The following is a 25,402-nucleotide window of genomic DNA, read 5'->3' as shown; positions in this document are numbered from 1 at the left end:
TCAGAATATATCAAGGTATTGGGGACTCACCGTCAGGAATGATTATCCCCAATAAATCAAGTGGTTAAAAATTATTACGCTGTTATTCAATACAACTCATCAAGTTTTCTCATCGCTTGTTCCCGTATTGCGCGCGTCTTACCGTTAAGCGCCAGCTGCCGAACTAAATCCAGTTCAGGGTTAACAAGCTCTAACGCCAGCAAAGGATCACGTTTCAGCCTCGCCTTTAATATATCAACTGGAAAACGGGGATTATTCATCGCCACAATCCACCACTCGGGATCAATTTCTGCCGCCAGTACTGCAGGCGGTGTGTGGTGGTTGTTAAGTGCGCCGAACTTGAAAAATGTGAGATTGCTTTTCGCCAGTGTACTCCACCATATACGATCCGGTTGTTTTGCCAGTTTATCCAGTTGTGCTAATGCATCGGGGTCAAGTGCATAATAAACACGTAACGCTTCGTTAACCTGCGCACGAGAGCTGTTTTCCTGCCTCAGAAAAAACTTCGCCCAAATATCATTGCGTGGTATATTTTGCTGTAATTCCTTGAGGACAACAGCGGGTAAATTATCCCAACTAACTAATGCACTCTCTAAAAAGTCCCAGCCTTCCGAACGTATCAGAGAGGTGGCATTTAATAGCATCTGGTCATCAACTTCACCGTGGCTAATCAGCTCAGACAAAATCATATCAGCGCTGGTTTCATATGCTGCAGAATCTGCTTTCGGATTATTTTTCCGATGCGATAAAGCACGTTGCCAAATTTTTTGTTTCATCGACGTGCTCAGATACTGATTTTTCGCCAAATTACTCCACCCCTCAGGATCGTTGAAACGTGTCAATAACCGTTGTAAAGCAGCGTCAGAGTGAATTATCTGCATATCCCGACAGCAAAAGTAGGCAGGGGATTTTTTCTCCATCCTTTTAACAAAATTAAACTGTAAGTTATCTGGCAACGCTAAAAATAACGTACCTATTAGATCATCGTCATTCTCGAATTTTTGGTATAAATATACTGCTATTTTGTGACTCTCTTGTGGCGTCATCCGCAACAATTGACCATGGTGTTTCATCTCTGCCAGCTTTGACGCTAAGCTTGTGACAACATCGTTTGATGAATCGTTCGCCAACTGCATTGCCTGATTGTAGCTGAGTTGTCCTCCAGCACCGACCTGACGAATAGAGGAATCATCACTGCGGATATAGCCATCAATAATGGATTCGGGCAATAACCACGCATCTTTATAAAGCTCCTGAATGATCATATCCCAATCTCTTTTCGCCAGAGTCATGACGATATCCAGAGGGAGATTTTCACGTAGCGCAAGATTCAACGGACCGACACCATCAGGTAGATGACTCATTCGCGTCATTATTTCGACAGAGAGCGGTTCACGGTCGAGCAACCCCAGAACAACAGGCTGGTAACCCAATTGCTGATCGGTCAACTCCAGAATCTCATTGTCAGGCATATATCTCGCCATACTTTCAATCGTTTGTTCATCATTGCTATTAATAAGTTGTTTGCGTAGGTTAGCTGAAATTCCTTTAAGCCTTGGGAGAGTTCGCATTATGGCAAGATCAAATGTCGCAATGTCTCGCCCTTCAAATGCAGCAACTTTGCCTTCATCCAGCATTTGCAATTCCTGCACTAATTCAGGTGAAGGCTTAGGGCGAAACAGCGCTTCTTTTTTCATCTGATTACAGACATTCCCTGCTATGCGAATATTGCTTCGCTTAAAAATTTCTTTCAGAGCATCTTCATCATTTATTAGGCCCCAATAATATGCATCAGGATTTATTATCGTCAGCGCTTTTTTGACATTTTCAGTGTCATTTTTGTCTCCCGCACGGACCATGAATTCACTATTTGTCGAAGACACAACAACAGGTGCAATTATGTCATTGATAAATATCCCGCGCGCATTAATACTTCCCTTAATCGTAGACGGATTATCGTAATATGAGTCGATAAATACCAGTCCACTTGCATTTATCGAACCGGTAATTAACAGTGGTGAATCCGTAACTATATTCGTTGCCGTCACGTTACCGAGAATAACCCATGGATTAGAAAGAGAGAAAGTGGAAATATTACCTTTGACTGTCAAATTGCCAAGAACAATCAATTTTTGATTACTCTCTATATTACCTTCTACCACTAAATCGCCACGATGCACTTTCCAGTCCGATGCAGATAAACCGAAGGGGACAAGATTCACGCTACTGTTGATAGCTTGTTCAACTTGTTGTTTATCTTCAGCGGTAGCCGCAGAAAAAAATGGTTCAATATCAACTGCATTTGCAACACATCGAAGTTCCGCCTGTACTGGAAGACTCAGCATAAACAGGGGAAGTAAACCTATCCAGCTGCAAATCCTGGGCTTAAACATATGCACTCCATGCCATTAAAAAAGAAACAAAAGGGAAATGCATCTTTCCCTTTTGTATATTCGTTATTCTCGCGATATACCATCCAACGTAGACAACACTTCCTCAGAAAGATGCAATTTTTCAGCAGCCATATTCTCCCGTAAATGCGCAACAGAAGACGTCCCTGGGATCAGCAAAATATTCGGTGAACGTTGTAACAGCCACGCCAGCGCCACCTGCATGGGTGTTGCACCCAGGCTCGCAGCAACATCCGACAGCGTAGAGGATTGCAGCGGTGTAAAGCCCCCGAGCGGGAAGAACGGCACGTAAGCAATGCCATCGTGGGCCAAAGCATCAATCATTGCATCATCAGCACGGTGCGCGATGTTGTATTCGTTTTGCACACAGACAATTTCGGCAATCTTGCGCGCCTCTGCAACCTGCGTCGGTGTGACGTTGCTCAGGCCAATATGTTTTACCAGGCCTTGTTGTTGCATCTCTGCCAGCACGGTCAGGCTGGCCTCAATCGATCCTTCCGCTGGGCCATGACCATCCCCCATCATAACGCGCAGGTTAACCACATCCAGTACGTCCAGGCCGAGATTACGTAGATTATCGTGCACCGCTTTTTGCAACTCTGCCGGAGAAAAGGCGGGCAACCAGGAAGCGTCCTCTCCACGCCGCGCACCAATTTTAGTGACAATTGTCAGGTCGTCAGAGTAAGGATAAAGCGCTTCGCGGATAATCTGATTGGTGACGTGCGGACCATAAAAGTCGCTGGTATCAATGTGATTGACGCCCAATGCCAGCGCCTCGCGCAGTACAGTTATAGCGACGTGGCGATCTCTTGGGGGGCCAAAAACCCCAGGACCTGCCAGTTGCATCGCGCCATAACCAAGACGGTTAACGGATTTTGTACCGAGAGTAAATGTGTTGCTGCTCATCGCACCCTGCCCTGTAATAAAACGGATTAAGAAAAATCAGTATAGAAACGAAAAGAGATAAATAATGCGAAGGCGTAAACAAGATTACTGGATGAGTTGCTCTATTGTCCTTGAAGACACCAAAACAAAACGCCTAAAGCATCGCATCCGGCAATAAAAAACCGCAACCTGTATCAGCATTGCGGTTTAGGTATCACATGCTAAAAATTAGAACGTTTTCTTGAAGTTCAGCATCACGCCTTTATCGCTGATGCCGTCCTCTTTCCAGTGGTAAGCATCCAGATTCAGCGAACTTTCTTTGCTGCTGTACTTCACGCCGACGCTTGCCAGGCTGTTGATGCCGCCGCCCTTCTGACCGTCATCGACATTAAAGTGCTGACTGCCTGCGCCTGCCAGGCTTGCCGTACGCTGGCTCTTCGCGTAGCTCAGGTTCGGCCCGCCTTCCAGCGTAGCGCTAGCGCTCCAGCCGTCTTTACCTGCGTAATCCAGTTTCAACCCGACGATGCTGTCCACCGCCGTTTCGCTGCCACTGTTCATATTCAGGTTAAAGTCTCCGGCATTGCGCTCTTGATAGCCACCTTCCAGTGTGTGACGCAGTTTAACACCCGCATATGGCGTAACCTTCAGTCCTTCGCTCGGTTCGAAAGTCTTCGCCCCTTCGCTGCGGAACTCCAGGTACTGCTGCTTCACGTCGGTATCAGCCGTTTTGTTTGTGTTGCTAAATGCAATCGAACGGCTGCTGTCAAGGTTGTGAACGTCATAACGCAATGCGTTATTCCAGTTCATGCCGTTGTCGAAGGACATCTGATGTTTCAGGCCAAAGAACTGGCTATAACCGCCTGTAACGCCATTATCACCCGCTTTCTGCGCACCGTCGCCATCGAGGCGCGCGATACCGTACTCCAGACTCATCGTCTGGCTTTCGCTCAGGTCGATGGTTTTACGCAATGCCAGCATGTCGTACTCGGTATTGTTCCCCAGCTCCGCGCGCGGATCGCCTTTCGCAACAACGTTGAACGCCAGACCGTTACCCACTTTCGGTGCGGCATCCGCCAGCATGCTAAAGCGGTTGCTTAGCACGCGCGCTTCGCGGAATACCGTGGTCGCCTGGCTACCGCTGACCTGTTTCAGGGCACTGTTCAGTTCGGCAGTCGTGCCGACGTTCAGGCTGGTATACAGCTCGTTGTTGGTGTAACCCGCATCCAGTGCTTTCGCGACGTCATTCACCGAAGCATCGGTCGCCACATCGGTATAAGCATTTTTGCTCATAGTGACGTCAACGTTACCGTTGGCATCGGTGCTGCCTTTGGCGTTCCATACCACGGTCGTTGAGGTGATAGCATCCGCGTCGGTCAGGTTGCTGCCCTCCACCACGTTATCAAAACTAACGGTGGTGTCTGCCGTACCGGCGGTAAACCCGGTGTTGATCCCTACGCCGTTCATGCTGGCATTGTTGACCTTGAGCTTACCGGCGCTGCCATCGGCACTCGTACCCACCACGTAACCGTTGAGATTGTTCATGCCGCCATCAGTTGCATCACTTCCCGGCGTTACGCTAACCGTATTGGGACTCGGCACATCCGGCAATGTATAGTCGCCATAATGCACTTCCGTGTTATTACCGTTGTTACCGTTCACGCCTTCAACATTAATGCTGTCACCCTGCTTGATCAGGCCAGAACCCGTAACCCCATCGGCGATCACCACCGTGCCGTTGTTAACCACGTGACCTTCTGTACCCAGCACGCTGAATGCAAACGAGTCATTGGCGAAGATATTGATGGTGCCGTTGTTCTCGATCACCGCATCCGCCGTGGCGTTGGCATCGAGTTGCATACCGATCATGCCCGTATCGGTAGTGCCCTCTGTGCCGAGGTTGATGGTGCCGTTGTTAACCAGTTGCGCGTTCTTATCACCTTCCATAGCCACAGCACCGGTACCGCTGATATTCATAGTGCCGTCATTCTGCGCGATGAAGTTACTGTGGGTTAATTTCACAGCGCTGGCGCTGTCGTGGTCAAAGTTGATGACCCCGTTATCCTGGTTCCAGAAGAAAGCATTCTGATCCCCAGCATTACTGGCGCTAACCACCAGCGACTTAGCAGAGACATCAATCGTTCCATCGTTGATAAAGCGACCATTCCCACCCCACATATTGACAGCACCGTTGTGGGAGGAATTACTGATGTCCATGTGACCAGTGTTATAAAGCGTACCGGACTGATCAATATGTACAGCATTCTTGTTGTTATCGAGGATAAACTCACCGCTGTTATTGAAGACGGCGTTGTTATTAACTTCCAGCATACCTGCGTTATTGCCGCCACTGCTACTACCGAGGCGCCAGGTTCCTTCGTTATTGACCCAGGCATCACCGGTTAATGCAGAACCATTGTCCACTTTGCCATCTTGTAAGTTATTAAAGATGCCACTGGTCTGAATAATACGTTTACTCACTGTACCACTGTTATTAAAGACGCCGGATTTTTGCACAACATTGCTAATAGTACCGGAGTTGTTCACCAGATTAGTGCTAGCCCCAGCATACATTGTCACATTACCGTTGATGGTACCCTCATTATTGAGGGTACCTCCCTGAGCATCAATATTGCCCATCGAACCCGCATTATCTATTACAGCATCTGGTGCCAATTTCACCAGGGTGTTAATAATGCCCGTGGAGGTATTTTCGAGCGTACCGCTTTGAACGTTGATATTGCTACCAGATACCGTTCCTGCATTAATCGTGCTTCCTGGCGTTGCATCAGTTATCAGGACTGGGTTAATGAAGTTTGTCGACTCTCCTTCAGCCACCAGAATATCACCCCCGGTGTACTGTACTGACACATAACTATCAGTCGGGTTATATTGTTCCGGGCTCTGACAAATGCCAAAAGAACAGATTGTGCCATAGTTAACGATCGTCCCCGTTCCATCGCCGTAAAATGCTTGGCCGATGTCAGTATCGATATTAATAACGCCCGTTACGTCATTAATTGCTGTACCACTACGGATAGCTCCCATCGCGAACAACTGACCTTCATGTTGCTGCGTCAGTCCCTCATCTGAGAGCAGATTTATTTCGCCCTGGTTGATGACCGTGCCACCCTCCATCGCCAGCATGCCAAAGCCCTGGTTCTTAACATTAATAATCCCAGTATTGACTATATCGGCATCGCCATGACCCGCATCGGTCGAACCCGCTAACGCGCCGCCAGCCATCAGGAAGTAAGCGTTAAAATCCCAATAGGCTTCATCAGTAATATCACCATTTTCATCTACTGAAGGAATAAAACCATCAACATTGATCACACCTGCGTTAGTCGCAGTACCACGAGAAGCGGCAACACCATAGACCCCAGGACCATGAATATTAATTGTTGCGCCGGACTCATTCGTCACATCACCGTAATTGCTGGCTAACAGCGCAAAGTTGGTGCCGTGATACCATACAACAGGGAACTCATACGAACCGGAGGAACCCGTTGGTACTGTTGTTGATACCAGATTAATAATACCACCAGCCCCATTGACTGCACGAGAGCCCTCATCTATAGCGCGCATAACGCCAGCTCTTGCGTACGCTTCAGTGCCAGGTTTCACGTTAATGGTGCCCGTATTTTTTATCTCTGCACCAGCACGCGCCATCATCAAGTCCTGCGCATCGGTAGTATTGATAATGCCGTGGTTTTCTATTTCAGAGCCGATACCCGTTGCGGTAATTAGGGCATCATCCAGATACCAATTGGTATCTCTCGCCCTGACGTCAAAATCAGTGACTGAATTTTCATCAAAAATGGCATGTCCGCCATCCGCTACGCTCACTAATGTGAAGGCTCCTCTGACTTGCCGCGAGTTCATTTGTGAATGACCACTGATATTCATCACGTTGTTTCCGGTAACAGAAACTCCCTTGATTGAATGACCACCGCTATCACCAGTGATATTTATACCGCCCTCTAAATTGATTGTGTTATTTTCACCTGTAACATCCACTCCAACCAGCACAGCTTGGTCATTCAAATAGCCAGAACCAACATTGATATTAATGTTACCACTCAAATCGACCGTATTGTTATCACCGCCAACGGATAACCCAGTTAAACTATCCCCAGATATTGTCGGAGAGTCTCCCATAAGGGATACAAGATTGATATTACCATCCAATGAGATATGACTATCGTCCCCGGACATATCAACGCCGGTTCCTCCTACAAAAACCCCATTACTGTCACGTTGCTGAGTTACATTAATATCCCCGCTCAAACTGACGTCTTCACGGTCGCCTGAAATCGCTGCTCCCTGGCCATCAAGTGAAACATTGATTTCCCCAGTAGACTTAAATACTGCATCATCACCTTCAATAATAATGCCTACAGAGTTAGCATCTTCTACCGTGATTTTACCAGTATTACCGAGTGTAACCCGGTCACCACTGATATCAATACCACGTCCGGCATCACTAACAAAAAGGTCACCTTTCTGACTTACTTTTCCGCCATTCCCGGTAACAAGTGTCCCAACGGAATCACCATCAACGACCATCGAACCCGTAATTTCGAGATTGTTATTATCGCCAGATACAATAACCCCCGCTGACTGTTCACCGATAACATTCAGCGCATATGTTGACATCGTCAGGGTATTATTGTCACCGGTGATTTCCAGTCCGGTCGAAAAACCACCGGTTTCAACAAGCCCGGCAAGGGCGATACTGGAATTATCACCAACAATTTTAATTGCAGTTGCCGCATTTTGCGCACTCACATCGCCCACGTTAATTAACGTTGAGCCATCACCCTCGATGAGTACGCCGATTGCGTTTTCACTGGCTGAGCCATCACTGACGCTGATGTCCCCCATATTGATGAATGCGCTATCGTTACCGTCCAACGGTATACCAATGGATTTTTCATCAACTACGGTAATATTACCTTTATTGCTGATAATGGTACTATTACCAGTGACATCAATACCCTTCGCACCACCGCTGACAAAGAGGTCACCCTCTTGTTTCACCAGTGCATCATTACCATTAATTTTCGAGCCAGTCGAATTTTCACCATCAACGTTCATTGTACCTTTATTATCGACTTTGGCGTCATCGCCATTAATCAGACTACCGGTACCGCCATTGGTGAATGTCGAATCACCTGCGACATTCAATGTCGTACGATCGCCATTGACAATAACGGCCGTCCCACCATCAACTTCCGTCTCACCATTATTAGTAATGGTGATATCATCACCGGTAAGAATACCTACCACCGAACCTTCACCAATCGCGGTAGTTTTGCCGTCGTTGTTCAGGGTGATGTCGTTACCGTCAACGTTTATCACAACGCCGCCATTCAGGGCGATGTTGCCGCCATGGTCGGTAATAGTGGCATCGTTAATATGGAAATGTTCGCCAGTTGTACCGTCTGCGGTGGTGAGTGACTCTATGATTATTTCGATTTTTCCCGCTTCGTCATAGCGCCAGGTGGAGGTTCCGCCAGGATTGACGCCATTGAACGAAGCCGTGTTAGCAGCCTCGTCGACTAACCAATCCTTCACGATTGTGGTAGTGCCGCCAGGTCCGGTAAGCGTATAGCTGCCATCGTCATTTTTGGCGTAGGTAAAGGTGGTATCACGTAATTTTAGGGTCTTCGCGTCCTGATCCCAGGTGACATCGTTTTTATAGACCACAGGATCGTGTTTGACTGGCGTGTCATCGCCACCGTCGTCCGGGGTATCATCGCCGCCATCATCTGGCGTGTCACCGCCGTCGTCTGGCGGGACTGGTGTATCGCCGCCATCATCCGGCGGGACGGGTGTATCGCCGCCATCATCCGGCGGGACAGGTGTGTCGCCGCCATCATCTGGCGGGACGGGTGTATCACCGCCATCATCCGGCGGGACGGGTGTATCGCCGCCATCGTCCGGCGGGACTGGCGTGTCACCGCCATCATCCGGCGGGACGGGTGTATCACCGCCATCATCCGGCACCGGAGACGGATCGTCATGATGATTATTATTATCGTGGAGTGCATATACTGCGACGCCTGTGACTGCCGCTGCCAGCCCCACTGCAGCCCAGGGTAATAACTCATTATCTTCAACTGATTTACACTCTGCCGGCAGCTTTTCTAGCTGTTCTTTACTTAGTGATTTAATATTAGCCGGGCAGCTAATCTTGCTGGATTTACGAGATTCATCCGATGTTTCCGCTATCGACGTATCTGCCGCCCATGTCTGACTGCTTAACGCCATTGCAACACAGACACTGAGCAATTTTTTCCTTTGCATATGAAATTCCTCATAAATAGATGATTACGCAGCCCAGATAAACTGCACAGGGTTAAATAGTTACAAATATTCGAAATCTGGATATTGTTTTTAACAGAATAAATATATTGATTTAGCGAATATATTTATTCATTAAGTCAATGCATCTTTTCTTTAATTTATATTTTTAACGCATTTATTTCAACTTAAAATATGGCGCAATTGAGATTGAATCCGATAACACCGATGAATTAAATAATGCAATTAATTCATGAAATAAATTATCATGTGAATGAAGCATTCATCATCGGCATCTATATGAAATTAAATGAAAAATAATTCTCAATAGCATTGCAGTTAATATTGAATATTTCAGGAGGTACAACCAGGGAGATTTTTTTCGACGAATACCGACTTATTATTTTTGCAACCACATCCCGTTTATCCCGCGAATGTATTCTCCAGGCTTAGCTTTTGCTACCAGTTTCTGCCCCGCCAATTTTTCCACTTCCGCAACCGGCAGATTATTTTTCATGGCGAGTTGTTGATAGCTCTTATTACGCGATTCATTAATCCTTTTGACTAACATCTGTGTTTCGGTATCCGCCTTTAATGCAACCAGATAACCATTATACGTTTCGCCAACACGCCCCTGAGTTCGAGCGTCATTCAGCGTCAGAGCCATCGCACTGGTGCTAAATAAGGCATTAATGACAAAACACAGCATTAAATTTCTCTTCATCATCGCCTCAGAAAAGATCGCTACGAGTCTCAAGCAGCTCTTCGACATCTTTGTCTGCCTTGATGATGATCTCATGCTCAATTTTAACGTTCATATTGATAGTGATCGGTTCCTTAGGCGCAGCGACTTCAATGCGAGGCGTACAGCCAACCAGCATAAAAGATGACGTCAACGCAGCCAGTAAAATTTTCATTGTTTTTCCTCACACTCTTTTCCTTGCGGACAGTCATTTCCCGGCAGACGTGCGTTCTGCTCCAACCATGCCTGGAGATTATCGCCAAAGCGTAAACTGCGCCACAGCGTAAAAATATTCTCTTCATGATGGTAATTAAGGTTTACCGTACCGCTTTTACCATCAACGCGACTGGTACCTGTAATGTTGGCCTGCATGGTTAATAAACCGAGATTATCTAAATTAATATTTGTCGATGAACGGCTAATTTCCATATAGCGCAACCAGTTAATTGCTGAACCCGCAGTCATATTGTCTTTCACCACCGCATCTGCGGTGTCTTTATCCAGCCGCAAGGTCATTGGCCCGCTATTTGCCAGCCAACCATCTTTCACTATCCATTTTTCGTTGTTTAGCCATAACGGCAATGCACCAATAAATGCCCCGGACATGGCGAATTGTTTCGGATTGACGGCGCTAACCAGTTCGCTGGATGAGAGATTATTCAGCCGCAACAGCGCCGGGTCATGTTGCGGCATACGTAATTGTTTCATCAGCACGTTACCGCCTAACACATCGACGCTAACATCAGTCAACAGCAATGGTTCTTCTTCAGTCCACGGATAGCGCCCTTGCAAATCAGCCGTAATATTTTTCGCTGTCACCAGATTAATCACTTCGGCAATTCGCAACGTAACGGGGCCGCGAGTCCCCAGATGCCAGGCTCCATCGGCAAAACGGAAAGGCAGGACAAAATCGACACCGTTAACCTGATTATCTGGCATCCAGGCACTACCGCCTTTCAACACGCCGTGCCCTCCCGCGCGGAATCCTTGTTCAGGCGCAGCAGAAAATGCAACCTGAGCATACAGTTCACCATCGCGTAAGTTCATCTTCCAGTCGGGTGGCACCAGCGGCTGGAATACAGTCAGTGATTGTTTAGGCCACCAGGCGTTACCGCGCAGACGAATACCGTCCCAGCGACCATTTACCCGAACCGGGCCAATCTCACCAGCATGTAAATCGCCTTTAAAGAGGAAATACGTCGGATCGCGCCCATCGACGCTAAATTTTAAGGTTGATGGCGGTAACACACTGCCGCCAGTGAACAGCGTTTGCCCGGCGTCCAGTGACAGCGCGCCACTGAAGGAGGGATGCTGTGCGTCACGTACCCAGACGACGGGCTTGTCGAGAATTAATCGCGGCTTTTCTACCGTCATCGTACCGTATTGTAACTGGTCGAAACCGGTGGAGAGATCGGTCAGCGTAATCGTGCTGTCATGCCACTCACCCTTTCCTGCGACATCCCAGGTGGCATTCATCGGTGTAAAACTGCCTTTTCCCCAGTAGCGCCACTGCCAGCGGCCAGCGTCAGGGAGAAAATCATTCGCCAGTCCATCCATATGCAGCACGAAATCGCCCAGTTCATTTTCATGCGCCTGCAAAATGGCCTGCAAACGTCCGTCAATACCACGTTGGGTGACTTTTACACCCGCTAAAGGCCAGCGGATTTCATCGATGTCCAGCGAATCAATGACTCTTCCCTTTGAACGAAGTAACGCGCCAGGCTCAAAGGCCAGCGTTGGGTCAGTCAGACTTCCGCTTAGCTGCGCAGGTAAACGGGCATATAAAATGAGGTCCGCCTGTTTCGCTTCACCGGTCAGTTGCATAGGCAGCTGGTTGTTATCCATGCTTAATTTTCCTGGGCCAAAATTAAGCACCGCGTTGCCTTTACCCGCTTGCCCCTGGGTCAGCACACTCAGTCGTCCGCTGACCAGAGCGTTCTCGAGCCCTGCCTGCCAGTTGTCGACTTTGACACCCAGTCGGCCACTCAAAGGAAAACCTGCATACGGCCAACTCCAGCGACCATCGCTTACGGTCAATTGTTGACGAGTAATTTGCCACGGCAAATCGAGCAACGGATCGCCGTTATCCCGTGCCAGCACAATCAATTGCCCGCTATTTTCCAACCAGTCCAGCTCGGCATCCACCAGTGACGGTTCCTGCGGCAAGTTTAACGTCGCAGTAGCATGACCACTTACAGGAAGTCCATCCGGCACTAGCGGCATAGTAAATTCCCCCACCAGTTTTACCGGCGGCTGATTTTCAAACGCGACGACATCCAGTTCGCTGACTGTAAGTTGTTGCCCTTTCAGCTGGCCTTGAAATTTAACTTTTTCGCCCTGATAACGCAGTTGCTGGATATCGGAGTTTAATGCGAGAGAGAGTTTTCCCTGCCATTCCTGCCAGGGAGAAAAAATTAGTTTATCGATATTGATCCAGGTGTTAGGCAACATGGCCTGCCACTGCGCGAGGGTTTTTGGAGCGGCAGGCGATTGCTCCGTCTGCGGCAATTTCGCCAGACAAGCAGAATCAAGTTCTACCGTGCCGACGTTCAATAACCAGCGGCTCGGATGTGAAAGGCTGGCGTTGGTGATATGCGCAAGCTGACAATCTCCCACCAGATAACGGAGATCGGGAATGATTAAACCTTTACGCGTAATGCGTGGGCTTTCATCTAATGCAATACGTGTCCCGAGCGGTAGCCAGATGCCCGCCAGTGTGGGAACCCACAAGCCGAGCGTCATCAGCAGCGTCAACGGCACAAGAATAATCAGTAATAACAGCGCGAGAACGGCTTTATATTTACCCAGCATGGGTAGTTAATATCCTGATTTAGCGAAAAATTAAGCATTCAATACGGGTATTGTGGCATGTTTAACCGTTCAGTTGAAGGTTGCGCCTACACTAAGCATAGTTGTTGATGAATTTTTCAATATCGCCATAGCTTTCAATTATATTTGAAATTTTGTAAAATATTTTTAGTAGCTTAAATGTGATTCAACATCACTGGAGAAAGTCTTATGAAACTCGCCGTTTATAGCACAAAACAGTACGACAAGAAGTACCTGCAACAGGTGAACGAGTCCTTTGGCTTTGAGCTGGAATTTTTTGACTTTCTGCTGACGGAAAAAACCGCTAAAACCGCCAATGGCTGCGAAGCGGTATGTATTTTCGTAAACGATGACGGCAGCCGCCCGGTGCTGGAAGAGCTGAAAAAGCACGGCGTTAAATATATCGCCCTGCGCTGTGCCGGTTTCAATAACGTCGACCTTGACGCGGCAAAAGAACTGGGGCTGAAAGTAGTCCGTGTTCCAGCCTATGATCCAGAAGCCGTTGCTGAACACGCCATCGGTATGATGATGACGCTGAACCGCCGTATTCATCGAGCGTATCAGCGTACTCGTGACGCCAACTTCTCTCTGGAAGGTCTGACCGGCTTTACTATGTATGGCAAAACGGCAGGCGTTATCGGTACCGGTAAAATCGGTGTGGCGATGCTGCGCATTCTGAAAGGTTTTGGTATGCGTCTGCTGGCGTTCGATCCGTATCCAAGTGCGGCGGCACTGGAACTCGGTGTGGAGTATGTCGATCTGCCAACCCTGTTCTCTGAATCAGACGTTATCTCTCTGCACTGCCCGCTGACACCGGAAAACTACCATCTGTTGAACGAAGCCGCCTTCGATCAGATGAAAAATGGCGTGATGATCGTCAATACCAGTCGCGGTGCATTGATTGATTCTCAGGCGGCAATTGAAGCGCTGAAAAATCAGAAAATTGGTTCGTTGGGTATGGACGTGTATGAGAACGAACGCGATCTGTTCTTTGAAGACAAATCCAACGACGTGATCCAGGATGACGTGTTCCGTCGTCTGTCTGCCTGCCACAACGTGCTGTTTACCGGGCACCAGGCATTCCTGACAGCAGAAGCACTGACCAGTATTTCTCAGACTACGCTGCAAAACTTAAGCAATCTGGAAAAAGGCGAAACCTGCCCGAACGAACTGGTTTAATCTTGCCGCTCCCCTGCATTCCAGGGGAGCTGATTCAGATAATCCCCAATGACCTTTCATCCTCTATTCTTAAAATAGTCCTGAGTCAGAAACTGTAATTGAGAACCACAATGAAGAAAGTAGCCGCGTTTGTTGCGCTAAGCCTGCTGATGGCGGGATGTGTAAGTAATGACAAAATTGCTGTAACCCCAGAACAGCTACAGCATCATCGCTTTGTGCTGGAAAGCGTAAACGGTAAGCCCGTGACCAGCGATAAAAATCCGCCAGAAATCAGCTTTGGTGAAAAAATGATGATTTCCGGCAGCATGTGTAACCGCTTTAGCGGTGAAGGCAAACTGTCTAATGGTAAACTGACAGCCAAAGGGCTGGCAATGACCCGTATGATGTGCGCTAACCCGCAGCTTAATGAACTCGATAACACCATTAGCGAAATGCTGAAAGAAGGTGCACAAGTGGATCTGACCGCGAACCAGTTAACGCTGGCGACCGCGAAACAGACATTAACTTATAAGCTAGCGGATTTAATGAATTAATAGCTGCCACAGCTCCCGGCGGCAAGTGACTGTTCGCTACAGCGTTTGCCGTTGGGTAATGCACACATCCCAATCGCCGTACCATCCAGTTGACGGGCAACAGAAAGCGAACCGCCGATCATTGCACAATTTGCTTCTCCACTACTGGACATCGACGCTTTTAAACCTGGCGCTACGTGCGCCGCAGTCGCCTGCTGAACAGGTTCACTACTACACGCCGACAACAATAAAGCGGCACACCCTACCCAAAACGCTGCTCGCATCTTTTCTTCCTCTGATCTTCAAGCCAAACGACACCGCCATAAATAATAGGCAGCACAGAGGGCGGCGTCGAGAGCTGTCCTGCGCGTTGCCCCGCATTTTTACTTTTTTATGGCTATTTTTTTGCCCTCTGTTTGATCAAAACATTCATTACGCTGATGAGGGGGACACAAAAGCGAAAATGCAGAAGAAAGCCATTTGCTAAAATTGAAGGATTACTACTGGGCGCGCAGCAATTTCGTGCGCCCCTCATTTGCGCAATGTAAGGGTGTCATATGATTACTATTGACGGTAATGGCGCGGTTGCTTCGGTGGCGTTTCGCACCAGTGAAGTTATCGCCATCTACCCTATTACCCCCAGTTCCACGATGGCAGAACAGGCTGATGCATGGGCCGGAAACGGCTTGAAGAACGTTTGGGGAGACACACCACGCGTGGTTGAAATGCAGTCGGAAGCGGGGGCTATCGCTACCGTGCATGGCGCTTTGCAGACGGGTGCCCTTTCAACATCGTTTACGTCATCGCAGGGTTTGCTGCTGATGATCCCGACGCTGTACAAACTGGCAGGCGAACTGACGCCATTTGTCCTGCATGTAGCGGCACGTACCGTTGCCACACATGCACTCTCTATTTTTGGCGATCATTCCGACGTTATGGCGGTGCGCCAGACGGGTTGCGCGATGTTGTGTGCGGCAAACGTCCAGGAAGCGCAAGACTTTGCTCTTATTTCGCACATCGCGACGCTGAAGAGTCGCGTGCCATTTATTCATTTCTTTGATGGTTTCCGCACGTCCCACGAAATCAATAAAATTGTCCCGCTGGCCGATGACACGATTCTTGAACTGATACCGCAGGCCGAAATTGATGCCCACCGCGCCCGCGCGCTGAATCCGGAGCATCCGGTGATTCGTGGTACCTCGGCTAACCCGGACACCTATTTCCAGTCACGTGAAGCCACCAACCCGTGGTACAACGCAGTTTACGACCATGTTGAACAGGCGATGAATGATTTCTCTGCCGCGACAGGTCGTCAGTATCAGCCGTTTGAGTATTACGGGCATCCGCAAGCGGAACGGGTGATTATCCTGATGGGCTCTGCCATTGGCACCTGTGAAGAAGTGGTTGATGAATTGCTAACCCGTGGCGAAAAAGTCGGCGTGCTGAAAGTTCGCCTGTACCGTCCCTTCTCCGCCAAACACTTGCTACAAGCTCTGCCGGGATCCGTACGCAGCGTGGCGGTACTGGACAGAACCAAAGAACCCGGTGCCCAGGCTGAACCGCTCTATCTGGATGTGATGACCGCACTGGCAGAAGCCTTTAATAATGGCGAGCGCGAAACCCTGCCCCGTGTCATTGGTGGGCGCTATGGTCTTTCATCCAAAGAATTTGGCCCGGACTGTGTACTGGCGGTATTTGCCGAGCTCAACGCGGCTAAACCGAAAGCGCGCTTTACGGTTGGTATTTACGATGATGTGACCAATCTGTCACTGCCGTTGCCGGAAAACACCCTGCCAAACTCGGCGAAACTTGAAGCCTTGTTTTATGGCCTTGGTAGCGATGGCAGCGTTTCCGCGACCAAAAACAATATCAAGATTATCGGTAATTCCACGCCGTGGTACGCACAGGGCTATTTTGTTTACGACTCCAAAAAGGCGGGCGGCCTGACGGTTTCTCACCTTCGCGTGAGCGAACAGCCGATTCGTTCCGCTTATCTCATTTCCCAGGCTGATTTTGTTGGCTGCCACCAGTTGCAGTTTATCGATAAATATCAGATGGCTGAGCGTTTAAAACCTTGCGGCATTTTCCTGCTCAACACGCCGTACAGCGCAGATGAAGTGTGGTCGCGCTTGCCGCAAGAAGTTCAGGCCGTGTTAAACCAGAAAAAAGCGCGCTTCTATGTGATTAACGCGGCGAAAATCGCCCGCGAATGTGGCCTGGCGGCCCGTATTAATACCGTCATGCAGATGGCTTTTTTCCATCTTACGCAAATTCTGCCTGGCGATAGCGCCCTCGCAGAATTGCAGGGTGCGATTGCCAAAAGTTACAGTAGCAAAGGTCAGGATCTGGTGGAACGCAACTGGCAGGCTCTGGCGCTGGCACGTGAATCCGTAGAAGAAGTTCCGCTGCAGCCGGTTAATCCGCACAGCGCCAATCGACCGCCAGTGGTTTCCGATGCCGCCCCTGATTTCGTGAAAACCGTAACCGCGGCGATGCTCGCCGGGCTTGGTGATGCCCTCCCCGTTTCGGCGCTGCCGCCAGACGGCACCTGGCCGATGGGCACCACGCGCTGGGAAAAACGCAATATCGCCGAAGAGATCCCCATCTGGAAAGAGGAACTCTGTACCCAATGTAACCACTGCGTCGCCGCTTGCCCACACTCAGCTATTCGCGCAAAAGTGGTGCCGCCTGAAGCGATGGAAAACGCCCCTGCCAGCCTGCATTCGCTGGATGTGAAATCGCGTGATATGCGCGGGCAGAAATATGTCTTGCAGGTGGCTCCGGAAGATTGCACCGGTTGTAACCTGTGCGTCGAAGTTTGCCCGGCGAAAGACCGTCAGAATCCAGAGATTAAAGCCATCAATATGATGTCGCGGCTGGAACATGTCGAAGAAGAGAAAATCAATTACGATTTCTTCCTCAACCTGCCAGAAATCGACCGTAGCAAACTGGAACGTATTGATATTCGTACATCGCAGCTGATTACACCGCTGTTTGAATATTCCGGTGCTTGCTCCGGTTGTGGCGAGACGCCGTATATTAAATTGCTGACTCAGCTCTATGGCGACCGGATGTTGATCGCTAACGCCACCGGCTGTTCTTCAATTTATGGCGGTAACCTGCCCTCTACACCGTATACCACCGATACCAACGGTCGCGGGCCGGCATGGGCGAACTCTCTATTTGAAGATAATGCCGAATTTGGCCTTGGTTTCCGCCTGACGGTCGATCAACACCGTGTCCGCGTGCTGCGTCTGCTGGATCAATTTGCCGATAAAATCCCGGCGGAATTACTGACTGCGTTGAAATCAGACGCCACGCCAGAGGTTCGTCGAGAACAGGTCGCAGCTTTACGCCAGCAACTCAACGATGTTGCCGAAGCACATGAACTGCTACGTGACGCAGATGCACTGGTGGAAAAATCAATCTGGCTGATTGGTGGCGACGGCTGGGCTTACGATATCGGCTTTGGCGGTCTGGATCATGTATTGAGTTTGACGGAAAACGTCAACATTCTGGTGCTGGATACGCAATGCTATTCCAATACCGGTGGTCAGGCGTCAAAAGCCACGCCGCTTGGCGCGGTGACTAAGTTTGGCGAGCACGGCAAACGTAAAGCGCGTAAAGATCTTGGCGTCAGTATGATGATGTACGGTCATGTTTATGTGGCGCAGATTTCTCTCGGCGCGCAGCTGAACCAGACGGTGAAAGCGATTCAGGAAGCGGAAGCGTATCCGGGGCCATCGCTGATCATTGCTTATAGCCCGTGTGAAGAGCATGGTTACGATCTGGCACTCAGCCACGACCAGATGCGCCAACTCACTGCCACCGGCTTCTGGCCGCTATATCGCTTCGATCCACGTCGAGCCGATGAAGGCAAACTGCCGCTGGCACTGGATTCACGCCCGCCGTCAGAAGCACTGGAAGAAACGTTACTTCACGAGCAGCGTTTCCGTCGTCTGAATTCGCAGCAGCCAGAAGTGGCAGAACAGTTATGGAAAGATGCTGCAGCTGATTTGCAAAAACGCTATGACTTCCTGGCACAAATGGCCGGAAAAGCGGAAAAAAGCAACACCGATTAAATGCACTGGATAAGGATTATCCAATTCTAAAAAAAAGCCCGGACGACTGTTCGGGCTTGTCTCATTATTTGTTGGAAAATCAGTAGCAACGCAATGGCCCAACAGAAAATAAAATCTGTGACAATAAAGGCATATAACCCGCGCAGAATAACGTATAGCAAATTAAAAGTATAATTTTTATTTTGTATGTATTATCTTCAATACATTCACCAGACTTATTATCATTTCAGAAGAATTATTTGATTAAGGTTTTACTTAAGGCGTAACAAATGATATTTATCGGCTAACTGAACTTCTCCTTTAGGATGCTTTCACTCCCCAAAATGGGGATGAAAAGGCAAATAAAATAACTAAAGGATTTATTCAATGAAAAGCAAAGTACTGGCACTTTTAATTCCTGCCCTGCTCGCCGCAGGTGCTGCACATGCAGCCGAAGTTTATAATAAAGACGGCAACAAATTAGATCTGTATGGCAAAGTTGATGGCCTGCATTATTTTTCTGATAATTCAGCGAAAGATGGCGACCAGAGCTATGCGCGTCTGGGTTTTAAAGGCGAAACCCAAATTAACGATCAACTTACTGGCTACGGTCAATGGGAATACAATATTCAGGCAAACAACACTGAATCTTCAAAAAACCAGTCATGGACCCGTCTAGCATTTGCCGGACTGAAATTTGCAGATTACGGTTCTTTCGATTACGGACGTAATTATGGCGTTATGTACGACATCGAAGGCTGGACCGATATGCTGCCTGAATTTGGCGGTGACTCTTATACCAATGCAGACAACTTTATGACTGGTCGAGCCAATGGCGTCGCGACTTATCGTAATACTGATTTCTTCGGTCTGGTAAATGGTCTGAACTTCGCGGTGCAGTATCAAGGTAACAACGAAGGTGCCAGTAATGGTCAGGAAGGCACCAACAACGGACGTGATGTTCGCCATGAAAACGGTGACGGCTGGGGTCTTTCCACAACATATGATTTAGGCATGGGCTTTAGCGCTGGTGCGGCATACACCTCTTCTGACCGCACCAATGACCAGGTTAACCATACTGCGGCGGGTGGTGATAAAGCAGACGCGTGGACTGCTGGGCTAAAATACGATGCTAACAATATTTACCTGGCAACCATGTATTCAGAAACGCGTAATATGACCCCGTTTGGCGACAGCGATTATGCTGTTGCAAACAAAACCCAGAACTTTGAAGTTACTGCACAGTACCAGTTTGATTTTGGTCTGCGTCCGGCAGTCTCTTTCCTGATGTCTAAAGGCCGTGACCTGCACGCTGCCGGTGGTGCAGACAACCCAGCAGGTGTTGATGATAAAGATCTGGTTAAATACGCCGATGTTGGCGCGACTTACTATTTCAACAAAAATATGTCCACCTACGTTGACTATAAAATCAACCTGTTGGATGAAGATGACAGCTTCTACGCTGCCAACGGCATCTCTACCGATGATATTGTCGCTTTAGGTCTGGTTTATCAGTTCTAAATCCTCCTGCCCGCTGTTATGGCGGGCTTTTTCTGCTTATTCTTCCTCCTTTGATCTAAATTAAAAATGTGAACTCCGTCATTACACAAAAAGTGTCATCTGGCGTTACACTTTATGCGGATACTAAAACAGGAGGTTTTATGAACAGAACGATTCTTGTCCCTATCGATATTTCCGATTCAGAATTAACTCAACGCGTGATTAGCCACGTTGAGGCAGAGGCAAAGATTGATGATGCAGAGGTTCATTTCCTGACGGTAATACCTTCACTGCCCTACTATGCCTCTCTGGGTTTAGCGTATTCCGCAGAATTACCGGCAATGGATGACCTGAAAGCGGAAGCCAAATCGCAACTGGAAGAGATCATTAAAAAATTTAAACTGCCAACCGACAGAGTGCATGTCCATGTTGAGGAAGGCTCGCCCAAAGACCGCATTCTGGAATTGGCGAAGAAGATCCCCGCTCATATGATCATCATTGCTTCCCATCGACCGGATATCACCACTTATCTGCTCGGTTCCAACGCCGCAGCTGTCGTGCGTCACGCAGAGTGCTCCGTGCTGGTTGTGCGCTGACACTAACGCCCGCACATTGCTGCGGGCTTTTTGATTCATTTCGCAAATGTGCTGACATTTTCCCCTCTAATCCGTACCATACACGCCACAGTTTTTATATCAGATTTCTTATGCTGGGCGTTCCGGCATGACGCATACTCTTCTGATGCCATATAACGAATTGAGTCGCTTTTAAATGTCGCAAAATCAAGAAATTAGTAAGAAAGAACAATACAACCTGAACAAGTAAGGGCAAAAATCACAACTATCTGACTCATAAGTGTTTTACTTATTTTTCAATGTGTTAAACATCATCAGCGAGAACAATAAACTACGATAATCCACTCTTTTTTTGCCCCTTTTTTGCCCCTTTTGCAGCGCTTTGCCCCATTTTTGCCATCAACAATTCTCCTCATAAAGTCATTTCAAAGCCTAATAGCTGCCCTAATTTTTTCCTCAATACCACATCGCCAGCAGGAAACAACCTAATCCCTGTGTTGGGCCCACAACCGCTAATGATAATCATTTTCATTTTGCATGGCTTATGCTATAAAACATAGCTGTTGCTATGTTTGTTCTAATTTTGCTCACTATAGGTACTAAATTATGCACTCAATAAAAAAAGTAACCATGCTCTTGGGGTGCCTCGCCCTCACCTGCTCGATCGCATTTCAGGCAAGTGCAACTGAAAAATTCAAGGTCATTACAACATTTACCATCATCGCGGATATGGCCAAAAACGTGGCTGGAGATGCTGCAGAAGTCTCATCCATAACCAAGCCTGGTGCAGAAATTCATGAGTATCAGCCTACCCCTGGAGATATTAAACGTGCGCAGGGGGCACAACTGATTCTCGCCAATGGTATGAATCTGGAATTGTGGTTCCAACGCTTTTACCAACATCTCAATGGGGTTCCAGAAGTAATTGTCTCTTCGGGTGTGACGCCAGTAGGGATCACCGAAGGACCCTATGAGGGCAAACCTAACCCCCATGCCTGGATGTCGCCAGATAATGCTCTGATTTATGTCGATAATATTCGTGATGCGTTGATAAAATACGATCCGGCAAATGCACAAACCTACCAACGTAATGCCGATACTTATAAAGCCAAGATTACCCAAACCCTTGCCCCCCTGCGTAAGCAGATTGCTGAACTCCCTGAGAATCAGCGATGGATGGTCACCAGTGAAGGGGCTTTTTCTTATCTCGCACGCGATTTGGGGCTAAAAGAGCTTTATCTGTGGCCGATTAATGCCGATCAACAAGGCACGCCGCAGCAGGTACGTAAGGTTGTTGATATGGTGAAGAAAAATCATATCCCGGCAGTCTTTAGCGAGAGTACGATTTCCGATAAACCAGCGCGTCAGGTTGCGCGTGAAACCGGCGCGCACTACGGCGGTGTACTCTATGTCGATTCCCTGAGCACAGAAAACGGCCCGGTACCTACGTATATCGACCTTCTGAAGGTTACTACCAGTACGCTGGTACAGGGAATTAAAGCCGGGAAAAGGGAGAAATAATGATGCAATCTGCGGGCATTGTCGTTAATGATGTTACTGTCACCTGGCGTAACGGGCACACAGCACTGCGCGATGCATCCTTCACAGTACCAAGTGGATCTATTGCCGCTCTGGTTGGGGTAAACGGTTCCGGAAAATCGACGTTGTTTAAAGCGATTATGGGATTTGTGCGTCTGACCAGCGGAAAGATATCTGTTCTGGGTATTCCCACGCGACAGGCGCTACAGAAAAACCTGGTTGCCTACGTCCCTCAGTCAGAAGAGGTTGACTGGTCATTTCCTGTACTAGTGGAAGATGTGGTGATGATGGGCCGCTATGGGCACATGGGTATGTTGCGTATAGCCAAAAAGAGGGATCGTCAGATTGTCACCGATGCGCTGGAACGTGTCGATATGGTGGATTTTCGCCATCGACAAATCGGCGAGCTTTCCGGTGGACAAAAGAAACGCGTCTTTCTGGCGAGAGCGATTGCACAGCAGGGTGATGTGATCCTGCTGGATGAACCTTTTACCGGCGTTGATGTGAAAACCGAAGCGAAAATCATCAGCCTGTTGAGGGAGTTACGCGCGGAAGGCAAGACGATGCTTGTCTCAACGCACAATCTCGGCTCAGTCACGACATTTTGCGATTATACGGTCATGGTCAAAGGCACCGTCCTGGCAAGCGGGCCGACAGACACCACTTTTACAGCCGAGAACCTGGAGCTGGCTTTTAGCGGCGTACTGCGCCATGTCACACTTAACGGCTCGGAAGAAAGCATTATTACTGACGATGAACACCCTTTTGTGGCACATCGACCGTCAGCGGTGCAGGGGGAAGCAAGATGAACGTGCTACTGGAACCCTTCAGCTATGAATATATGCTCAATGCGATGTGGGTCTCGGCGATGGTCGGCGGTCTCTGCGCTTTCCTGTCATGCTATCTGATGCTAAAAGGCTGGTCGCTGATTGGCGATGCGCTGTCGCACTCTATTGTCCCGGGTGTTGCGGGGGCATATATGCTGGGGCTTCCGTTTTCTCTGGGAGCCTTCTTTTCCGGCGGACTGGCAGCGGGCAGCATGCTGTTTCTTAACCAACGCACTCGCTTAAAAGAAGATGCCATCATCGGCCTGATCTTCTCCTCCTTTTTTGGCCTGGGGCTGTTTATGGTGTCATTGAACCCGACATCCGTGAACATTCAGACCATCGTCCTGGGCAATATTCTGGCAATCGATCCGGCGGATATCCTGCAACTCACTATCATTGGCATTCTCTCGATCATCGTGCTTTTTTTCAAATGGAAAGATCTTATGGTGACCTTTTTCGACGAGAATCACGCTCGTGCTATTGGATTGCATCCGGGCAGATTAAAAATCCTCTTCTTCACCCTGCTGTCGGTTTCGACCGTTGCGGCGCTGCAAACGGTTGGTGCCTTTCTGGTGATCTGTCTGGTGGTGACTCCCGGTGCAACAGCATGGTTGTTAACCGATCGTTTTCCCCGCCTGCTCATAATTGCTGTAACTATTGGCAGTGTAACCAGTTTCCTCGGCGCGTGGGTCAGTTACTTTCTGGACGGCGCGACAGGTGGAATCATCGTGGTGGCGCAGACACTGCTGTTTCTTTTAGCATTTGTATTTGCGCCCACCCATGGGCTTTTGGCAAATCGTCGGCGTGCGCATAAAGCGCTGGAGGATCGCTCATGATGGCATTATTACTGGAGCCACTGCAGTTCACCTTTATGAGTCACGCACTGCTGATTTCACTGGTAGTTTCCATACCCTGTGCGCTGCTGTCGGTCTTTCTGGTCCTGAAAGGTTGGGCACTGATGGGTGACGCGATGAGTCATGCGGTTTTTCCTGGCATCGTGCTTGCCTGGATTCTGGGGTTACCTCTGGCTACAGGGGCATTCATCGCCGGAGTATTCTGCGCGGTGGCGACGGGATACCTGAAAGACAACAGCCGAATCAAGCAAGATACAGTGATGGGGATTGTTTTTTCTGGCATGTTTGCCGCAGGTCTGATCTTGTATATTGCAGTCAAACCAGACGTACATCTTGACCATATTCTTTTCGGCGACATGCTCGGGGTAACCATCGGCGATATAATCCAGACGGTGATTATTGCCGGGCTGGTTACACTTGTTATTAGCGTAAAATGGCGGGATTTTTTGCTGTTCAGCTTTGATTATCAACAGGCGCAGGTAAGCGGTTTGCATACGAGATGTCTGCATTATGGGCTGCTGTGCATGGTCTCTCTGACCATTGTGGCGACGCTGAAAGCGGTAGGTATCATTCTCTCCATTTCTCTGCTCATTGCGCCTGGCGCCATTGCGGTACTCCTGACACAACGCTTTCATATTGCGCTCCTACTGGCGATTGGCATATCGGTAATAGTGTCAATGACTGGTGTCTGGTTGTCCTTTTTTATCGACAGTGCACCAGCTCCGACGATTGTCGTCTTATTCGCGGTTGTGTTCATCATGACGTTCACCGTTACCAGCATCAACGCACGCACAAAGGGAAACACCCATACACAGGATTTGTCATCACCCAATTAGCACAACATCCGAGGGCAGCATCGTCCGCTGGCCCACAGAAGTCCGGAAAGTCATGGAAGGTCGTTGTTGGGAGGAGGTACAAATTCTCTCATGCAAAAAATACGTAAAATCGATAATAGCTGGAAATAATTCAATACATGCACTCTCGAAAGTGCATCAGCCAACCGCAGAACGTTATTGCATACAACGTTTCTGCGGCATAATCCCAATGATTACTCCCTGACAGGGTTCGTAGGCCACTCAATATCAGGTGCAGTTGATGTATCAACACGGTTCAGCAGCATCCGATACTTTTTCCAGGCTTCCAGCAACGGGGTTTCTTCCTCCGTTGCATATACAGCTCACC

At 48.7% G+C, this 25,402-nt stretch carries 16 protein-coding genes and 1 pseudogene; 9 read left to right on the top strand and 8 right to left on the bottom strand.

Annotated features, from left to right (window positions below):
- Positions 1–86 precede the first annotated feature (86 nt).
- The 6 genes from ACJHWK_RS19465 to ACJHWK_RS19440 all read right to left on the bottom strand — a co-directional run bounded on the left by ACJHWK_RS19465 (position 87) and on the right by ACJHWK_RS19440 (position 13,155).
- Complete coding sequence (locus ACJHWK_RS19465) at positions 87–2,393, bottom strand: DUF2773 domain-containing bactofilin (RefSeq protein ID WP_001523206.1); 2,307 nt, start codon at positions 2,391–2,393, stop codon at positions 87–89.
- A gap of 63 nt (positions 2,394–2,456) precedes the next feature.
- Positions 2,457–3,317: a pyridoxine 4-dehydrogenase gene (gene pdxI / locus ACJHWK_RS19460; protein WP_000097801.1), complete on the bottom strand. Its 861-nt coding sequence runs from the start codon at positions 3,315–3,317 to the stop codon at positions 2,457–2,459.
- Between the two features lie 207 nt (positions 3,318–3,524).
- A complete protein-coding gene (locus ACJHWK_RS19455) occupies positions 3,525–9,605 on the bottom strand; it encodes an autotransporter domain-containing protein (RefSeq protein WP_410234901.1) in 6,081 nt (2,026 codons plus the stop codon).
- Between the two features lie 397 nt (positions 9,606–10,002).
- Complete coding sequence (locus ACJHWK_RS19450; protein WP_001523200.1) at positions 10,003–10,326, bottom strand: YdbL family protein; 324 nt, start codon at positions 10,324–10,326, stop codon at positions 10,003–10,005.
- A gap of 7 nt (positions 10,327–10,333) precedes the next feature.
- Positions 10,334–10,519, bottom strand: coding sequence for a YnbE family lipoprotein (locus tag ACJHWK_RS19445; protein ID WP_000698145.1), 186 nt, complete (start codon positions 10,517–10,519; stop codon positions 10,334–10,336).
- On the bottom strand, positions 10,516–13,155 hold the full coding sequence (locus tag ACJHWK_RS19440) for a YdbH family protein (protein WP_170886240.1): 2,640 nt from the start codon (positions 13,153–13,155) through the stop codon (positions 10,516–10,518). Before ACJHWK_RS19440 ends, ACJHWK_RS19445 begins: the two co-directional genes overlap by 4 nt.
- Positions 13,156–13,362: 207 nt before the next feature.
- Between ACJHWK_RS19440 and ldhA the strand changes: the two genes are divergently transcribed.
- Positions 13,363–14,352, top strand: coding sequence for a D-lactate dehydrogenase (gene ldhA, locus ACJHWK_RS19435; protein WP_000762229.1), 990 nt, complete (start codon positions 13,363–13,365; stop codon positions 14,350–14,352).
- Between the two features lie 110 nt (positions 14,353–14,462).
- Positions 14,463–14,885 (top strand): heat shock protein HslJ, encoded by a 423-nt coding sequence (hslJ, locus tag ACJHWK_RS19430; RefSeq protein WP_001523197.1) that lies wholly within the window; start codon positions 14,463–14,465, stop codon positions 14,883–14,885.
- On the opposite strand, the gene ACJHWK_RS19425 is transcribed toward hslJ, so the two are convergent.
- Complete coding sequence (locus ACJHWK_RS19425) at positions 14,882–15,148, bottom strand: DUF333 domain-containing protein (protein ID WP_001295715.1); 267 nt, start codon at positions 15,146–15,148, stop codon at positions 14,882–14,884. The genes hslJ and ACJHWK_RS19425 overlap by 4 nt on opposite strands.
- Before the next feature lie 273 nt (positions 15,149–15,421).
- On the opposite strand from ACJHWK_RS19425, the gene nifJ reads away from it, so the two are divergent.
- From nifJ to sitD, 7 genes are all read left to right on the top strand, one after another.
- Positions 15,422–18,946, top strand: a complete 3,525-nt coding sequence (gene nifJ / locus ACJHWK_RS19420; RefSeq protein ID WP_021517097.1) for a pyruvate:ferredoxin (flavodoxin) oxidoreductase — start codon at positions 15,422–15,424, stop codon at positions 18,944–18,946.
- A 366-nt stretch (positions 18,947–19,312) separates the two neighbouring features.
- Positions 19,313–20,446 carry a porin OmpN gene (ompN, locus tag ACJHWK_RS19415; RefSeq protein ID WP_000837924.1) on the top strand — a complete coding sequence of 378 codons (1,134 nt, stop codon included), beginning with the start codon at positions 19,313–19,315 and terminating at the stop codon, positions 20,444–20,446.
- A gap of 140 nt (positions 20,447–20,586) precedes the next feature.
- Positions 20,587–21,021, top strand: coding sequence for a universal stress protein UspF (uspF, locus tag ACJHWK_RS19410; protein WP_001295593.1), 435 nt, complete (start codon positions 20,587–20,589; stop codon positions 21,019–21,021).
- 585 nt (positions 21,022–21,606) lie between these two features.
- Complete coding sequence (gene sitA, locus ACJHWK_RS19405) at positions 21,607–22,521, top strand: iron/manganese ABC transporter substrate-binding protein SitA (RefSeq protein WP_000555618.1); 915 nt, start codon at positions 21,607–21,609, stop codon at positions 22,519–22,521.
- On the top strand, positions 22,521–23,348 hold the full coding sequence (gene sitB, locus ACJHWK_RS19400) for an iron/manganese ABC transporter ATP-binding protein SitB (RefSeq protein ID WP_000983720.1): 828 nt from the start codon (positions 22,521–22,523) through the stop codon (positions 23,346–23,348). Before sitA ends, sitB begins: the two co-directional genes overlap by 1 nt.
- On the top strand, positions 23,345–24,202 hold the full coding sequence (gene sitC / locus ACJHWK_RS19395) for an iron/manganese ABC transporter permease subunit SitC (protein ID WP_001101728.1): 858 nt from the start codon (positions 23,345–23,347) through the stop codon (positions 24,200–24,202). Before sitB ends, sitC begins: the two co-directional genes overlap by 4 nt.
- Positions 24,199–25,056, top strand: a complete 858-nt coding sequence (gene sitD / locus ACJHWK_RS19390) for an iron/manganese ABC transporter permease subunit SitD (protein ID WP_109554284.1) — start codon at positions 24,199–24,201, stop codon at positions 25,054–25,056. Before sitC ends, sitD begins: the two co-directional genes overlap by 4 nt.
- A gap of 212 nt (positions 25,057–25,268) precedes the next feature.
- Here sitD and ACJHWK_RS19385 read toward each other — a convergent pair.
- Positions 25,269–25,388, bottom strand: a pseudogene (locus tag ACJHWK_RS19385) (tail fiber assembly protein); the annotation flags it as partial.
- Positions 25,389–25,402 lie beyond the last annotated feature (14 nt).

The organism is Escherichia sp. WS547 (assembly GCF_046486065.1).
In the GTDB taxonomy this organism is placed as follows: domain Bacteria; phylum Pseudomonadota; class Gammaproteobacteria; order Enterobacterales; family Enterobacteriaceae; genus Escherichia; species Escherichia coli.
Note: the sequence above shows the minus strand (reverse complement) of the source record. Positions and strands in the feature narration are given on the sequence as shown.

Bases quoted from the DNA above. Each gene is read 5' to 3' on its own strand.
- hslJ (WP_001523197.1), top strand. From the start codon at position 14,463: ATGAAGAAAGTAGCCGCGTTTGTTGCGCTAAGCCTGCTGATGGCGGGA.
- ACJHWK_RS19425 (WP_001295715.1), bottom strand. From the start codon at position 15,148: ATGCGAGCAGCGTTTTGGGTAGGGTGTGCCGCTTTATTGTTGTCGGCG.
- sitA (WP_000555618.1), top strand. From the start codon at position 21,607: ATGCACTCAATAAAAAAAGTAACCATGCTCTTGGGGTGCCTCGCCCTC.
- sitB (WP_000983720.1), top strand. From the start codon at position 22,521: ATGATGCAATCTGCGGGCATTGTCGTTAATGATGTTACTGTCACCTGG.
- ACJHWK_RS19465 (WP_001523206.1), bottom strand. From the start codon at position 2,393: ATGTTTAAGCCCAGGATTTGCAGCTGGATAGGTTTACTTCCCCTGTTT.
- nifJ (WP_021517097.1), top strand. From the start codon at position 15,422: ATGATTACTATTGACGGTAATGGCGCGGTTGCTTCGGTGGCGTTTCGC.
- ldhA (WP_000762229.1), top strand. From the start codon at position 13,363: ATGAAACTCGCCGTTTATAGCACAAAACAGTACGACAAGAAGTACCTG.
- ACJHWK_RS19455 (WP_410234901.1), bottom strand. From the start codon at position 9,605: ATGCAAAGGAAAAAATTGCTCAGTGTCTGTGTTGCAATGGCGTTAAGC.
- sitD (WP_109554284.1), top strand. From the start codon at position 24,199: ATGATGGCATTATTACTGGAGCCACTGCAGTTCACCTTTATGAGTCAC.
- sitC (WP_001101728.1), top strand. From the start codon at position 23,345: ATGAACGTGCTACTGGAACCCTTCAGCTATGAATATATGCTCAATGCG.
- pdxI (WP_000097801.1), bottom strand. From the start codon at position 3,317: ATGAGCAGCAACACATTTACTCTCGGTACAAAATCCGTTAACCGTCTT.
- ACJHWK_RS19440 (WP_170886240.1), bottom strand. From the start codon at position 13,155: ATGCTGGGTAAATATAAAGCCGTTCTCGCGCTGTTATTACTGATTATT.
- uspF (WP_001295593.1), top strand. From the start codon at position 20,587: ATGAACAGAACGATTCTTGTCCCTATCGATATTTCCGATTCAGAATTA.
- ompN (WP_000837924.1), top strand. From the start codon at position 19,313: ATGAAAAGCAAAGTACTGGCACTTTTAATTCCTGCCCTGCTCGCCGCA.
- ACJHWK_RS19450 (WP_001523200.1), bottom strand. From the start codon at position 10,326: ATGAAGAGAAATTTAATGCTGTGTTTTGTCATTAATGCCTTATTTAGC.
- ACJHWK_RS19445 (WP_000698145.1), bottom strand. From the start codon at position 10,519: ATGAAAATTTTACTGGCTGCGTTGACGTCATCTTTTATGCTGGTTGGC.